General features: G+C 59.9%; 13 protein-coding genes. 4 read left to right on the top strand and 9 right to left on the bottom strand.

Annotated features, from left to right (window positions below):
- Window positions 1-103 precede the first annotated feature (103 nt).
- Window positions 104-463, bottom strand: coding sequence for a hypothetical protein (locus tag DTX69_RS22720; RefSeq protein ID WP_119303881.1), 360 nt, complete (start codon window positions 461-463; stop codon window positions 104-106).
- A 1,002-nt stretch (window positions 464-1,465) separates the two neighbouring features.
- On the opposite strand from DTX69_RS22720, the gene DTX69_RS31105 reads away from it, so the two are divergent.
- The 3 genes from DTX69_RS31105 (at window position 1,466) to DTX69_RS31100 (ending at window position 3,958) form a co-directional block, all read left to right on the top strand.
- Window positions 1,466-1,732, top strand: a complete 267-nt coding sequence (locus tag DTX69_RS31105; RefSeq protein ID WP_119303950.1) for a DUF1488 family protein — start codon at window positions 1,466-1,468, stop codon at window positions 1,730-1,732.
- A 1,119-nt stretch (window positions 1,733-2,851) separates the two neighbouring features.
- Window positions 2,852-3,448 carry an exopolysaccharide biosynthesis protein gene (locus tag DTX69_RS22705; protein ID WP_119303879.1) on the top strand — a complete coding sequence of 199 codons (597 nt, stop codon included), beginning with the start codon at window positions 2,852-2,854 and terminating at the stop codon, window positions 3,446-3,448.
- 117 nt (window positions 3,449-3,565) lie between these two features.
- Window positions 3,566-3,958 (top strand): discoidin domain-containing protein, encoded by a 393-nt coding sequence (locus DTX69_RS31100; RefSeq protein ID WP_119303878.1) that lies wholly within the window; start codon window positions 3,566-3,568, stop codon window positions 3,956-3,958.
- A 2,512-nt stretch (window positions 3,959-6,470) separates the two neighbouring features.
- Here DTX69_RS31100 and DTX69_RS22695 read toward each other — a convergent pair.
- Window positions 6,471-8,195: an adenylate/guanylate cyclase domain-containing protein gene (locus DTX69_RS22695; RefSeq protein WP_162917470.1), complete on the bottom strand. Its 1,725-nt coding sequence runs from the start codon at window positions 8,193-8,195 to the stop codon at window positions 6,471-6,473.
- 341 nt (window positions 8,196-8,536) lie between these two features.
- On the opposite strand from DTX69_RS22695, the gene DTX69_RS22685 reads away from it, so the two are divergent.
- Entirely contained in the window at window positions 8,537-9,565 is a 1,029-nt protein-coding gene (locus tag DTX69_RS22685; protein ID WP_119303875.1) for a tetratricopeptide repeat protein, read from the top strand.
- Window positions 9,566-9,695: 130 nt separating this feature from the next.
- Here the strand turns inward: DTX69_RS22685 and DTX69_RS22680 are convergent, their stop codons facing one another.
- From DTX69_RS22680 to DTX69_RS22650, 7 genes are all read right to left on the bottom strand, one after another.
- Window positions 9,696-10,448: an SDR family NAD(P)-dependent oxidoreductase gene (locus DTX69_RS22680; RefSeq protein ID WP_119303874.1), complete on the bottom strand. Its 753-nt coding sequence runs from the start codon at window positions 10,446-10,448 to the stop codon at window positions 9,696-9,698.
- Window positions 10,445-11,212: an SDR family NAD(P)-dependent oxidoreductase gene (locus DTX69_RS22675; RefSeq protein WP_119303873.1), complete on the bottom strand. Its 768-nt coding sequence runs from the start codon at window positions 11,210-11,212 to the stop codon at window positions 10,445-10,447. The genes DTX69_RS22680 and DTX69_RS22675 overlap by 4 nt, the downstream gene beginning before the upstream one ends.
- On the bottom strand, window positions 11,209-12,015 hold the full coding sequence (locus DTX69_RS22670; RefSeq protein WP_284735998.1) for an ABC transporter ATP-binding protein: 807 nt from the start codon (window positions 12,013-12,015) through the stop codon (window positions 11,209-11,211). Before DTX69_RS22670 ends, DTX69_RS22675 begins: the two co-directional genes overlap by 4 nt.
- A gap of 5 nt (window positions 12,016-12,020) precedes the next feature.
- A complete protein-coding gene (locus DTX69_RS22665; RefSeq protein WP_119303871.1) occupies window positions 12,021-12,815 on the bottom strand; it encodes an ABC transporter permease in 795 nt (264 codons plus the stop codon).
- Window positions 12,816-12,832: 17 nt separating this feature from the next.
- Complete coding sequence (locus tag DTX69_RS22660) at window positions 12,833-13,837, bottom strand: ABC transporter substrate-binding protein (protein WP_119303870.1); 1,005 nt, start codon at window positions 13,835-13,837, stop codon at window positions 12,833-12,835.
- A 54-nt stretch (window positions 13,838-13,891) separates the two neighbouring features.
- Window positions 13,892-14,659 carry a creatininase gene (locus tag DTX69_RS22655; protein ID WP_119303869.1) on the bottom strand — a complete coding sequence of 256 codons (768 nt, stop codon included), beginning with the start codon at window positions 14,657-14,659 and terminating at the stop codon, window positions 13,892-13,894.
- Window positions 14,656-15,109 (bottom strand): arginase family protein (locus tag DTX69_RS22650; protein ID WP_284735997.1); only part of this gene is annotated, 454 nt, incomplete at its 5' end. The genes DTX69_RS22650 and DTX69_RS22655, both read right to left, overlap by 4 nt.

Genomic DNA, 15,109 nt, shown 5'->3' with positions numbered 1-15,109 from the left:
CACCGGCGATACGGGGCCGCAGCAAGAGCCCTCTGGAATAACTTCGATCAGCGCTTCGCCGCGCTGGGCGGGTGCATCGCGCTGGCCGCGTTTGGCCGCTTCGTCAGCTTCCCGCCGTCTTGGCGAGCACGTCAGCGCAGGCCGATGCCAAAGCCTGATTGGGCGCGTCCGCAGCCGGCATCGTCGCCCAACCGGCCTTCATGACAAAGTCCCGTTGTTCGTACGATGACTTGATCGCGCTGAATGCTTTGAGTTTGGCGACTGTTTCCGGATCCATCTGCGATTGACTGATGCAGATGGGAACGAGCGCTTCGACCACTGCTGCGGTCGACTGTTTCTGTGCCAGTGTCTCGGCGGAACTACCGAGATACCAACCGCCATAGTTAAATCCAACAACCATCGTGGCGATGCCGCCGACGACAGCTCCCATGATACCTGGCTTGAGCCATGTTGGCGCTTGCATTTGCGTTCTCCTGACCATTGTCAAGCCAACTGCTTCACAATCGTCACTTTCGTGGTGTTACGCGGGGTTTGGCGGGCCATCAGCACGATGGGCACGCTGCCTGCGATAGTGCACGCTCAACGGTTTTTCGCGAACGTGCCCAGATTCTACGCGGATAAAAAGCAAGCGCTGTTCAATAGGAGACAGTTGGCATGCAGTGTCGAAACCAAAGCCGCAGGCTCCGCGCGAACAGCGCGAGAGCTCACATCTCGACGGCTAGAGTTCCCCTATCGAGCATTGTTGGGACGATCTGAACTCTGGATCCCGACGTCGAGTGGCGTCGCATTTCAACAGTGCCCGAAATGACGCTCTTCCACTCTGATGATTGTGAGATTGTCATGATTCGGAGCACCCGAGTAGGCACGTTCGCAGCCGCACCGTATGTCTTCCATATGGTCTTTCAGCAAGACCTCAAATAGCTCGCGTCGACGCGGCTGAAGCCCCAACGCTCCGATAACGGTCTGCTTGTCGACCCTGAATAGGACACGTCGTCCTCCGTCATGCGCAGCGACACGAACTCCTGACTGATCCCCGGTATATCCGTCCTCGAACTGGAGCATTCCGCCTCCTGAATCACCCCCATGTGCTTCGTCATCTTGTTACCTTCGGGTATATGGTTACTTCGGGATATGGAAACCAGGGGAACCAATCTGCCAGTCGACTTGCGCCACAGTGACGGGACCAGGGATGGGATTTATGCTTACAAACCAGCCACAACGTACCCATATACGGTTAGCGATAAGCAATCGCGTTCGGGAATCGGACGAATATCAGCGCTGGTCCCGAACGTGCCTCAGGTACAACATGGCTTTCGACGGCGCATGGGCGGGCAAGCGAATTTGCCTGCGCTGCAAAGACAGCATCTCTCTGACCTGCGCGCGAGCGGTTTGAATCGATCGTGTCGCCAGCCCGCCGCTGCGATGAAATCGGACTCTGACGAGGAAAGGGGCTACGGTGGCTCAAATGGCACTCAGTTTTCCCAACCAAAGCCGCAGCTATGACGCTAGGCAGCATTGCGTGCGCTTCTGGGCGTACGATGAAGCGCTTGAGATTCCCTTTTTTGTAGAGGCCGGCGCGCTGTGCCGCATAGATCCGAAGGCTACAAGAGATGAGCCGGGGCTGCTTAATGCATTTGATGTCCACCGCGATCGGATATTTAGGGCGGCAGGCCGGGTTTATTCTCGCAATCGCAGGGGTTCGTACACACTGGCGGCCTCGGACATAAAGTAGTTCCGTAATTCGGTCGCCCCCATGCCGCGCAGTCAAATAAGGGCATCTGCTTGAAACAGCACGTCAAATCATAGGAGCGCACAATGAGTAAAGGTCAAAAGCGAAGCAATCGTGAGCCGAAGAAGCCCAAGCAGACGAAGCCGAAGATCGTCAGCTCCACAGCTACGTCATCAATCCCTCAATCTCAGCTGGAGACTTTTGCGCGCGGCAAAAAGAGATGGTAGTTCGCGTCTACGTCTTTGGCACTCCCTTCGCCGGTCTCATGTCACGATCGCGACACATCTTCAAAGGGCCATGGATCGCAGAAAACTTCATCCAGGATGACGACTAAAGCGAGGATTGCGATCCGCTTGGGCTTCGCTCAAACTGGTATTTTAGCTACGACCACTGGACGCACCTACTCTCGTCGGCCGCCTAAACTGCTTGGAGCCTCAAGCCGATTTTCGAGGAAGACCGACGTGCGTAAAGTAAGTTCATTGATGCTCAATGGGATTGCTGTAGTCGTAATTGCATTTGTTATCGTCATCACACTGATCAATCTCGGCGTGATATGGCACCCTTCGATTGAAGATGCGATGTTCAGTGGGTAGTGTCGGTTCAGGACCTGTTTCACTCCGCCAATTGGCATGCCGATCTTGGCCTGAAAGAGACAGGTCGTAAGTCGCGCGCCTAGTAGCCATATGCTGTTAAGCGGCTCGACATATCGGTAAACGAATCTGTGCTGTTCTATAGACTTAGATCCTTGGCAGTTAAGACGGCTGTCGCAGCGATATTGATCGCTGTGACGTCCCTCGCACTCTTCTATTCCGGCTTGATTGGCAACATTCTCCCGCAGAGCTTGCTTTTCGGCAGCTGAGGGACGGATATCGCTCTTCACGTCTTTCGACTGCCGCGGTGCCCCATGGATTCGATGAGCGCTTCCGCTGGAGCGAACAGCGATAACCGGGCTCTACGAGAGCAACCGCATCACCGATGAAGCGCGTCGACGCATCGAGCGTGAGCTCGACCTCGAAGAGGCGCGCTCCAAGCACGCCCAGGCCAGCGCGTCGTCAGTCGAGGAAGACCGGTGAGAGCCCGCCAAAGGCGAGAGCTTTTAACTATGCAGTGGGCAACCGAGACATGGAGCCGCACGTCCCGACATCCGTCGCGCTTGAGGAATTGGTCAAGGAGGCGCCGCCGGATCACGTGACGCTGGCATGGTTGACAAGCAGCCTGCAAGAGCGTTCGTTCGGTCTAGTGATGCTTATCATGGCGCTTGCAGCCCTGGTCCCGGGAGCAGCGATATTCATCGGCATCTTGCTTGGGTTTCTGGCAGCCCAGATGATCCTAGGGCGCGACAGTCCCGGTCTGCCGCGTTTCATCACTTCTCGCCGCGTCCCGACACGGCAGGTTGTCCGTCTGGTTCATCGAACCATTCCGCTCCTGAAGCGCATGGAGAAGATCATCCATCCGCGCTGGCGCACCCCATTTGAAACAACCAAGCGCATCGTCGGTCTCGTCGTTCTCCTGTTGGCCGTAACCCTCTTTTCGCCATTCCCCTTTAGCCACATCATTCCCGCTCTTGTCATCATGCTGATATCGTTTGCATATCTCGAAGAAGACGGCGCACTGCTTTGCATCTCTCTGGGCACCGCTCTCGTTTCCCTTGCCATCACGTCGGCGACCGTTTGGGCGACGATAAGAGCGACAGACGTGTTGGAGCGACTGTTGACCTAGAGCCCATTGCGGCTCAGCCCCCGCTCCAGTGGACGAGCCCGTGGACGGAGGAGATGAAATTCCGTGTCGGAAGTGCCCAAGTAGGTATCATAAGTATGAGAAGTAGGCAGGTATTCCATGAGTGACCCACACTCATCTGGCCTTCGTAAGCGACAACTAGAACCAGGCGGGGCGCGGAGTGCCCGTGCGGCGGACGAAGTCGACGTCGCCAGCTGCGCGACGATCGCTTACTCATCGGAGGATCCCGCTCACCCAGTCGAACATCTGCTAGACGGGCGGTCCGGCCCCGGAGCTACGCGTTGGATCGGCGCACACCCCAATGCGATCGAGCAAATCGTGGTGGAGTTTGATCAAGCGCAGACCATTTCCCGGCTCGTGTATGAGGCCGAAGAGGCGCTGCGCGAGCGCACTCAGGAGGTACGCGTGGAAGTCTCTGACGATGGAGGCCGAACGTACCGCCAAGTTCTGGTTCAGGAGTACACCTTCAGCCCCAAGGGAGCCACCTACTAGCGCGAAGAACAGCGGCTCAATCTCAACCAGCTGAGCCATTTCCGCCTTACGATTGCTCCAAACAAGGCTGGCTCGGGCACTGCAACACTTACTTCACTCCGTCTATTCCCCTAACCTCCCTTGCCGAATTCGCAAGAAAGGAAGGCGGCGAGGCTTTGGGGGACAGCGCCTCGCCGCCAAAATCGACGGTGTCGGGGGAGAAACCGTCAACCAAATTCGGAATCGCCGGCCCATCAGCCGCCGACTGGAATCATCGTTACCACGGCTGTCGCCAAGTCAATGCGATTGAGGGATCACCACTCGTGGTCGCGTTCGGTCGCGGACGTAAGTGTCGCGGTGCTCCGCGGTTTCCTCGGCAAATGTGCGCGGACGCTTCCTTATCGGCAAAAGAATCATGGCTAAGCCTAAGACGCGCGCCCATGTATAGATCATGGCGAGAGAGGCTGAATTGGAATCTGTGGCATTCAAGCGCGAGAATCGGCTCTGTCTCAGTTGTAGCAACTCGTTCGATAGCGCCTGGGTCGGCAATAGGGTCTGTCCGCGCTGTAAGGCCACTTCTGCATGGCGGACCGGCTCGATCGAACCTTGTCGCAAGTTGCGCTGACCATGCGAAAGGCGCTTTCAATTGTGCTGGAGCCTCTCCTAGCATTCATCTTTGCGGTCGTTCTCGTTATCGCTCTCATCAACTTGGGAGTCCTCTGAGAGGGAGCGAGTGCACTTCACAAGGTAGCCAGTTATGGCTGCCGTTAGAGAGGCCTGTTTGCGCAAGACCCTGCAGCAGCATATCGACGAGACGTTTGGCCAGAATAGAACGACAAAGCCTGCGATTTCACCGGTCCAAGGAGCCCTCGACCTGGAACGTGCGTTCCAGGATCGAGCGAAAAGATTGGGAAACTGCGTCAGCAGCGCGTATCCAGCCAACTACTCTATGAGTGGTCAGGCACCGCGGGTATTGGCGCGTCCTTCACCTCAGTCGCCACTTGAAGGCATTCGGCAGCAGACAGAAGCCCTCGATGACGCTCAGCAAACGGCTAACGCCAAGGCCAAAGACGGACATCGAGTGGAGGTCATTCTCAGGCGACCCGACGGGCATCAAATATGCCCCCATGAAGAGCACTGAGGACTAACGCCGCATGGACGCTCTAACTCAGACGGAACGCGCGCGACAGCACCTTTTAGAGGGAGAGCGACTGGCTATCGACCTCAGAGCTATGATTGACGAGCAGGCGGCGGAGGGAATATCGACAGATGCAACAGAGCGTCTCTTGAGAGCAACTCTGAACACTCTCGCTCGTCTGCGAAGCTATTGCGCGTGAGCGGTTAGCCACCACTGGAGGCGCGTTTGGCAGCACGAATAGTGTCCAGCTGGATATGAGCGACCGAATATCAAGTCGGGACGTAGCTTAGTCGAGACTTACCGGCGCCGTGCCGATTTGCTCTTAAGCACACCATCAGCACACAGCAGAGCTGGCTCGACCATTATGCCGATGAGCGCGGGCAGCATGTTCACCGTGAGTTTGGCATTTGCCCTCAAGGACAGACCGTCAATCGAGAAACTTGCCGCGAACTAAGATGCAGAGACCGGTCACCTTTGTGGGTGTCTCGATGCCTCCAATTGCACGGAGCCGCGCTCGGCGACGCGGTAGTGCATCGGCGACACTTGCAAAGATGGAAAGAGGAAGCACACAAGCGAAGGGGATTGTCCGGCGTCTGGTCTTCCTGGTGATACCAGGCTTCTCCCTCGTCCTGCGCTTGCTGGCAAATGACCGCTCAGGGTCAGGCAGAGACATTCCAGGCACGTGTGCCATAGGTCGGGTTTCACCTCCGACAGCTGACCTTTCCTGATGGCGGCGGTTCGGCCGATAGCTACCAGTAACCGCGAGCGCTGTCACAATCGATGGAACGTGGCGAGCAACGCAGTGTCTGAGCGTCGATCGCATGCCGGGGAGATGTGTTTCTAGCACCAAGCACGAACTCGAATTGTTCCCGTGCTTCGTCCACCTCTCCTAGACCGCGAGCATCCAGGCCTCGACGCGCACGATCCTGCACTCGCGCACCTCGATCACATGCATCGGTTCAGGCCATGGGTGGCGGATTGCTCGATCGCGGATGGCCACCCTCGTAGCCAGATTACGCTGGACACAACCCCAAACCATGATCCGGTTACGCAGGGTTAGAACCCGTATCCAGATGCTTGACTGGTCCACCTCAGTGGTCCACCTTTGCCGCGTTCGGGGCGCGAATCGCCGCTTGAGTGGTCATCTAAGCCATTGAAAAGACTAGGCGAAAACATGACTGGGAAATCCTAGTCCCCCAGCCACGAGACCGCCAAGCCATTGAAATTTTATAAAATCACCGTCAGACATGTTGGCGGACGCTGCTCTGTGACGTAAGCCTGCATCGCGGGCCGGAGCGCGGCCTAACCGGTTCATCTCCCTTGATTGTGCTGGGTCGTCTGGACGGCGCCAAGAACGGACCAGCGTCAATCGTCAGATACCGAAGCAACCGACCGTCATTCCGGCAGCCCCGCCATCCGCAACCCCTCCCGTATGTGGTCCAAGTGCGCCTCGTCGGCATAGGGCAAATTATCAAAGGAGGCAACCGTCAGGCCTGGATTGCCTTCGCGCGCCAAGGCGATTTCACAGCGTGCGTTTTCAAGTTGGCCCGCCCAGGCAAATGCTGCTGCCAGTAGCGCATGCGTAAAGTAATTCTCTATTGGGACCTTTTGGAATGCGCTGATGGCGTCTCTATAGCGCTTTGCAAGAATGAGAGTGGTGCCACGAATCTCCCAAACCCAGCTCGGTGGAAAGGGGTCGCGTTGCGTTGCCAAATCTAGGTATCGCAGAGCCTCGTCTAGCCGGCCCATATACGAAAGCCAGTTCGCGTAATCGGCCATGACATAGACATCGTTCGGGTTAATGCTCCTCGCCTTTTCAAAATGCATTCCGGCCAAGGCAAGCTTATTTGAGTGGAGCAATACGAATCCCATAGCCTCGTGAGACCAAGCATCGGATTCGTCGAGCGACAAGGCCTTCTCGGCGCAGGTGAGCGCCTGCCGCAATGTCTCTTGCTTTCCATCGCGCCAGTACTTCGCAACCAGCGAGCTCGCCCGCCAGGCATAGGCATGCGCATAATCCGGGTCGAGCTCGATGGCACGCGCCAGAAGGGCGTCGGCCGCGTCAATTTTGTAGCGCACACTACACTCGCGACCTCGCAGGAAATAGTCGTAAGCCGCCCAACTTGCTGTAGGTTTGGCACGCACCTGTGCGGCACCGGCGGCGGCCAAGCGGCCTTCCAGGGTCGAGACAATGGACTGCACCACCTCATCCTGGACGGCGAAGACCTCTTCCATCCTGCGGTCGTAACGCTCTGCCCAGAGATGGGCGCCGGTCACCCCATCGATCAGCTGTGCCGTTACGCGAATGGTAGCCCCTGCCCGGCGGATGCTGCCTTCGACGATATAGCGTACCCCTAGTCTACGCCGCACGGCAGCGAGATCGACCGCCGGCCCCCGGAATTGAAAAGACGAATTGCGGGCGATCACAGAGAGTGAGCGATAGCGGGCAAGTTCGGTGATGATGTCTTCTGTGATGCCATCACAGAAATAGTCCTGCGCTGGGTCACCACTCATGTTGACGAAGGGCAGAACCGCAATAGAGGTCTTCTCTGATCGCGTTGGTTCCTTGGTAGTCCCGCCAGTGGCCGATAGCGGCTTTGACTGGTCCGTCAAATCGGCGCGATAGACCCGGATCGGCTTGGCGATGTTCTTTAGGTCCTGGAGGCCAAGGTCCTCGAACTGCGTCCCGACTTTGTTCATGACGTGATCATAAGCTGATGCGGCAACCAGAACGCCCCCTGGCTCTGCCGTGCTTTCAAGCCGTGCTGCGATATTAACGCCATCGCCATAGAGGTCGCTGCCCTCGACCATCACATCGCCAAGATTGACACCAATGCGCAGCGCGATCTGACGCTCCTCGGGCAAGTCGCCATTCGCGGCAGCGAATGCCTTTTGCAGCTCGATGGCGCATCGCACTGCGTTGACGGCGCTGGCGAACTCAACCAACACGCCATCGCCCGTGACCTTGAAAACACGGCCCTTATGCTTGGTGACGAGCGGCTCGAGCACTTCCTTGCGTCGCGCTTTGAGCCGAGCGAGCGTGCCCGTCTCGTCGACTTCCATCAGCCGGCTATAGCCGACAACATCAGCAGCAAGGATGGTAGCGAGGCGACGTTCCACGGCCGGTTGTCCTGGCAAGATCGGCGCTACGACCACCAAATCCTAGGTCCGGAGCGATGAAATGGCGAGTCTGGTGTGGGTCGTCATTAGCAGACCCACGACAATGGCCGGGTCACGCGCTCCAGGCGGAAAATGCTCTTGGCCGGCGCCGCAAGAAATGCTGATCGGGCATCTGAAGAAATTCATCATGAAGCAGTCCGAGATGAGCGTTCTGCGATTGAACTCTTTGTCGGTGAACAATGAATGTTGCGGCTGCGGCAACCGCCCGACCCGCATCAATGAGGTACATTGCACTTCCGAACCGGCTGAACTAGGATTCAGTTCAGTCTTCGGGGCCAGTAATGCGAATTATTGTCGTTCTATCGGCGGCCTTGGCGCTGGCCGGATGCGCCGAGAACCACTATCCGCTGGCCAAGGCCTGCGCACTCATAAGAGATCAGGAATTCTGCAAGGATGCGGCCTCGCTCGATGCCCAGTCGGTCAAGGGCCTGTACCTTGTCGGCAAGGGCCGCTATGACGAAGCGATCGCCGAATACAATCGGTCCATCGCGCTCAAGCCAACTGCCCGCACCTACTATCTGCGCGGCATCGCGCACCGCTGGAAAAGCGAGAACGAAGCGGCCATCAGCGACTTCGATCAGGCAATCGCGATGGAACCCGACTTCGCTGACGCGTACTTTTCACGCGGTCTTGCGAATTTCGAGCTGGGAAAGTTGGACATAGCCCTCGACAATTACGATGAGGCTATCCGGATCAATCCCCGCTTCGTGAACGCCTACAATAGCCGCGGCCATACCCATTTCACGCGCAAGGAGTGGGACCTTGCCGTCCCCGAATATAAGAGCGCCATCGAGATCGATCCCACCTATTCGGCTGGACATCAGAACCTGGCGACAACCTATGTAGCACTTAAACAATACAAGCTTGCTGTCGAGGAGTACGACCGGGCACTACAACTCGCCCCCGGCAACGGCTTCATTTATGGCCAGCGTGCGCTTGCACGGTTCCCTGCAGGAGACATAGACGGCGCTCTCCTGGATGCGGAAGAGTTTCTCGCGCGCGCAGACAAGCTGAAGCAGGAGCCAGGCGGACTTAACCTGATGGCCATCACCTTGCAGGTCCGGGCCTTGAGGGGCGTCGCATCTCTGGTGCGCAAAGACTATGCGATCGCGGTCGACATGTTCAGCAAACTGATTGCGCTAGGCCCCCAGAATCCGAATATGGCGCCAGCTTACTACCTGCGGGCTGCTGCCTATCGGCTTTCCGGCGATCACACAAAGGCCGACGAAGACTGCAAGGTTGCGACCAAGATGGATCTCGAGATCGAGAGCAAGATGGCGGAGTGGCTAAACGTGCCGTCCTGCGGTTGAGATGTGTCGCCTCGGGCAGGTGGGTGGCGTACTGTTGCACGTGGAGCGCATTCGCGATTACGAGCGTCAGCCACAAGGCGGCGCTGATTGGCTGGTGGGATGTGCCCGTGTGATCGTAATCGCACTCAGCTCACGGCATCACACTGCCGCCATTGGGATCGATCGTCTGGCCGGTCATGAAGCTGGCACTAGGCCCGGCGAGAAAGACCGCGGCAGCCGCAACCTCCTTGGGCTGACCGATCCGCGCCATTGGAATCATCTCCTCTTTCTTGCGCCATTCCGGCGACATGTTGGCGAGATCCAGCATGTCGGTATCGATCGGGCCGGGCGCGATGGCATTGACGAGGATGTTCGGCGCGAACTCCTTGGCCCAGGATTTGGTGAGATTGAGGATCGCCGCCTTGGACGCGCAGTACACCGAGAACTGCTCGCGCCCGAAATAGCCAAGGTCTGAGGCGATGTTGACGACACGGCCGCTGCCGGCCGAAACCATGTGCCGGATCGCCTCGCGCCCCGTCATAAAGGTGCCACGCAGGTTAATCGACATCAGCCAGTCGAAATCCGCAGTGGTGGTTTCGAGCAGCGGCTTCTCGAGGATCACGCCGGCATTGTTGACGAGGATATCGAGCGCGCCGAAGCGAGCGACGGTTTCTCGCACCGATGCGGTCGCATCCTCCTCCGTGGCGACGTCCGCCTTGATCGCGGCGATGCGACTGCCGGCGGCGACCACATCCGCGACCACGGACGAAGCCTCCGCGCCGTGCTCATGATAGGTGATCGCGACTGCAGCGCCTTCGGCCGCGAATGCCTTGGCAATGGCGGCGCCGATACCACGCGCGCCGCCGGTGACGAGGGCAACCTTGCCGCTCAGGGTGTGGGTCATATCATCACCTCGCCGCGATCGATGTTGAGCGCCTGGCCCGTAATGTTCGCCGCCGCATCGGAGGCGAGGAAAAGATATGGCCCGACGATGTCCTTCGGCTCCATCAGGCCGTCCATGGCCTGGCCGCCGACGATCTCGTCCAGCAGCTCCGGCTCGGGGCGGCCGGAGCGCTCGGCCATGATGTGCAAGGAGCGCATGGACGCTTCCGTGCGCACCCAGCCGGGGCAGACGGCATTCACGCTGATGCCATCGGGGCCCAACTCCTTCGCCAGCACGCGCATCAAGCCGATAACGGCATGCTTGGAGGCGCAGTAGGCGGCGAACTCCGCCTCCACGCTCTTGCCCCAGATGGACGCGGTGAAGATGATCCGCCCGCCGCGCTTCATGTGCGGCAGGGCGGCGTGCGTCACCCAGAAGCTGCCGTTCACATTGATGTCGATGATGCGTGCATAGGTATCCAGCACTGCCAGCCCGCTGGTGCGGATCGGTGTCAGGCGTTCGAGGCCGGCATTGTTGACGAGCACGTCGATTGTATCGAGTTCTGAAAGGGCCGCCTGCACGGCGGTGCGGTCGGCGATATCGCACTGGACCGGCGCGACCTGCGCCGCGCTCACCCGTGCGATCTCCTGGGCCGCCTGCGTGATGACCGGATCGTCGGCCAAAATCGTGAGGCGCGCGCCGGCCGAACCGAAGGCCTCTGCCACCGCGCGGCCGATGCCGCGGCTGGCGCCTGTCACCAGCACATGCTTTCCGTCGAATCTCATGGGCCCTTTACCTCCAGCTGCTCGCTGCGCAGGGCCTGGGTGCGCGTGAGGCCGAGGATGCGGTTGCGCAGCCTGAAGAACGTGTCGGACTCCCGCAGCTGCAGGTCGCGCGATTGCGGCAGCAGGTCGCAGATCGCGATCTCCTCCAGGATCTTGGCCGGCCGCGCGGAGAACACGAAGATGCGGTCAGCCAGGAACGCGGCTTCCTCGACATCGTGCGTCACGAAGATCACCGTCTTGCGCTCCTTGAGGCAAAGTCCACGAAGCTGGAGTTGCAGGAATTCGCGGTTCTGCGCATCGAGGGCGCCGAACGGCTCGTCCATCAGTAGGATGTCCGGCCCGGCCGCGAAGGTGCGTGCGATGGCGACGCGCTGGCGCATGCCGCCGGAGATGCGGTTGACCCAGTAATCCTCGAACTCGGAAAGCCCCACCATCTGCAGATAATGGCGCGCGATGCGGTCCTTCTCCTTGGCAGATAGATCGGAGCGGAACTTGAGCCCGAACCGCACATTGTCGATGACCTTCAGCCAAGGGAATGAGGAATACGACTGGAACACCATGCCCTTCTGGCGGTCCGGCCCTTTCACTTCCCGACCCTCAAGCATGATCCGACCACTGGTCGGAGTTTCGAGCCCGCCCACCATCCGCATGAGGGTGGACTTGCCGCAGCCGGAGGGGCCGAGGAACACGACGACCTCGCCCTCCGCAACCTGCATTGACACGTCGTCGATGACATGGATGCCGGCCGCCCCGTTGACAGCGAAGGTCTTGGTGACATGATCGATCTCGAGGAAATGCGCCATGGCCGTCACGTCAGGTATATGAACCAGCGGCGATGCAGCCAGCGAATCGCCTGGTCGGTGGCAAGGCCGATGATGCCGATGGCGAGGATGCCAGCCATCACCTCGTCGGTCTTCACGTAGCGCCGCGCCGACATGATGACATAGCCGATACCGGAATCCGCCGCGACGATCTCCGCGATGATGAGGTAGGTCCAGCACCAGCCGAGCGTGATGCGCAGGTTGTCGACCATGCTGGGTAGCATGGCGGGCAGGACGATGGAGCCCAGGATATGGCGCGGCTTGGCCCCAGTAGTGAGGCCGATCTCGATATATTCCCGCGGCACGCGCCGCGCGTCGTCCGCGACCAGCAGCACCAGCTGGAAGAAGGTGCCGAGCCAAAGCAGCGCGATCTTGGAGGCTTCACCGATGCCGAGCCAGATGATCGTGAGCGGCACCAGGGCGGGCACCGGCAGATAGCGGATGAAATCGATCAGCGACTGCGACATCCCGTTCACGATCGGGAAGGAGCTCATCATGATGCCGAACGGGATCGCCATCGCCGCGGAGATGAGGAAGGCCGTCCAGACCCGGAAGATCGAGATGCCGATATCGCCGATGAACCCGTACTTCACCAGCAGATCGTAGAACCGCACCACGACGGCGCCCGGGCTCGGCAGATATTGCGGCGGCAGCAGTTTGAGCGCCGCCGCGCCCCACCACAGCACGAGCACGATGATGAAGCTCAGGATGCCGAGCATCATCATCGTTCCGCGGCGCTCGGCGCCGCGGAACGTGATGAGCGATCTCCAGCCGCCTTCCATGCCGGTCCGCTCCGGAGTCAGCGTTTACGCCCATCGAACAGGCCTGTGATGACGGAATTGTCGATCTGCTGGTTCGAATCCAGCTTTGCGTCGGCGGCGCCGTTCTCCAGGTTCAGGGCCATGACCTCGTCGAAGATATCGTGCAGCTTGCCGCGCTTGCCGTCGGTACCCATGAACTCCACCGCCTCCTCGTAGGAGGTGTAGGTGAGGTTCTTCAGAACGTCCTCGTAGGTCGCCACATCCAGCTTGAAGTGCGGCGCCATGATCTCCACCGCCTTGGCGCGGTCCTTGTTGAAGAAATCGATGGCGCGATAGATGCCGCGCAGGAAGCGCTTGTACTTGTCCGGATTCTCCTTGAGGTCGTCGGTGCGCGCGACGATCACGTCGGTGATGAGCCCGGGAAAGTCGCGCGAGGAGGCGATGATGTAGGCGCCCTCTTTGTGCGAGGCTTTCAAGGCTTCGGTCAAGGTGGGCTCGTAGACCGCGACCCCGGCGACCTGGGGATCCGCGAACACGGCGATCGCATCGGCCGAGGCGATGTCCTTGATCTTGAGGTCCGCGAAGCTGAGGCCTTCCTTCTTGAGCATGATCTGGGCGATCAGGCGCGCGGGCGTGTTCGGCTCGGCCGCGAACACCTTGCCCTTGAGATCACCCATGGTCTTGATGTCCTTCTCGACCAGGACGCCGTCGCCGCCCATCGAGATGTCGATGGTGCCGATGATGCGCCCTTGCGTCTCCGGGGTGCGTGGCCGGCCCTGATGCTCGCCGACGGTGCGCATGTCGCAGCCGATGTCACCGCGCTCCAGCGCCGGGAGCACATTGCCGCGGTCATCGTCGAAGGTCTCTTGGACCGTCAGGCCCTCGTCCTTGAAGTAGCCGAGTTCCTGCGCCAGATGGACCGGTGCGAAGCCCGGCCAGAATGGATAGGCGCATTTCAGCGTAAGCTCCTCCGCCGACGCGCTGCCAGCAAACGCCCAGCCCGCCGCCAGCGCGGCGAGTCCGGTGCTAAGCCACTTGTTCATTGTACCCTCCCTGTTGGATCAAACGCCGATCCTGATCTCCCGAACCCGGGTGCTTTAGGCTTTGAATTCCTTGCGCACGGCCACGGCGATGTCGCGCCGATACTGCTCCACCATGATCCGCCCCTTCTCCTTGGTTGCCGCCTTCGCCGAGGTGAGGGCACCGGACGACGGCACCCACTCGCGATGCGGCGGGAACATGTCATAGGGCGGGAAATCGGCGGAGGGATGGTCGGGGATGAGGTCGAGCCGCACCATCTCCGGATAGAGGTGCAGCATCATGGAGGTCTCCATGACCGCGGCATGCTCCAGCGCCACGCCCGGGAAGTGATCGGGGAACACCTTCTTCAGCGTATCCTCGGTGCAGAAGTCCCAGTATTCCAGGCGCATCACGCGCAGTCCAGTATGACCGCATTCGCGCATGGCGAGATCGATCCCTTCGGTGACGATCCACTGGTTCTCGTAATGGCCGACGATGGCGCAGACCTTGCGCGCGCCGTGGCGCACCAGTTCACGGATCACGTCGCGCACCATCGCGATCAGCGTCGAGGCATCGAGGTTGATGGTTCCGGCGAAGAACGGCCCGCCCCCGGACTTGGGCATCGATTTGTAGCCGAAATGCAGGGTCGGAGCGACGATACCGCCGACCTCCTCCGCCACTTCGCGCGCGACCGCCGCAGATAGCAACGCATCGACCGAGAGCGGCAGGTGCGGCCCATGCTGCTCGGTCGCGCCGCAAGGCAGGAACACGACCGGATTCTTTGCAATCCGGTCGCGGAATTCCGGCCAGGACATCTGGTCCATCATGACGGTGCCGGACGTCATTTGCGCCTTCGTGCGACGGCGTCCGCCAGCAGGCACATGATCTCGAACATGAAGGTGGCGCCGACCAGGGCGGTGTTGCCGCTGGGATCGAACGGGGGTGCCACTTCCACCACATCGCCGCCGACCAGGTTCAAGCCTTGCAGCCCGCGCACCACTTCCTGCGCCTCGCGCGTGGTCATGCCGCCGATCTCCGGCGTGCCGGTGCCCGGCGCATAGACCGGGTCGAGGCCGTCGACATCAAAACTGACATAGGTCGGCCCATCGCCCACCACGCGGCGCGTGATCTCGATCACCTTCGCGGGGCCGAGCTTGGTGAACTCCTCCATGTAGAGGACGCGCATGCCCGAGCTCTCGGCGAAGCTCATGTCGTCGGGCGAATAGATCGAGCCGCGGATGCCGATCTGCACGGTCCGCTTCGGATCGAGCAGCCCCTCTTCCACCGCGCGGCGA

Origin of the sequence: Dongia deserti, assembly GCF_003574735.1 — a bacterium.
GTDB classification, from domain to species: domain Bacteria; phylum Pseudomonadota; class Alphaproteobacteria; order Dongiales; family Dongiaceae; genus Dongia_A; species Dongia_A deserti.
This window is presented reverse-complemented; position numbering and strand designations above follow the sequence as displayed.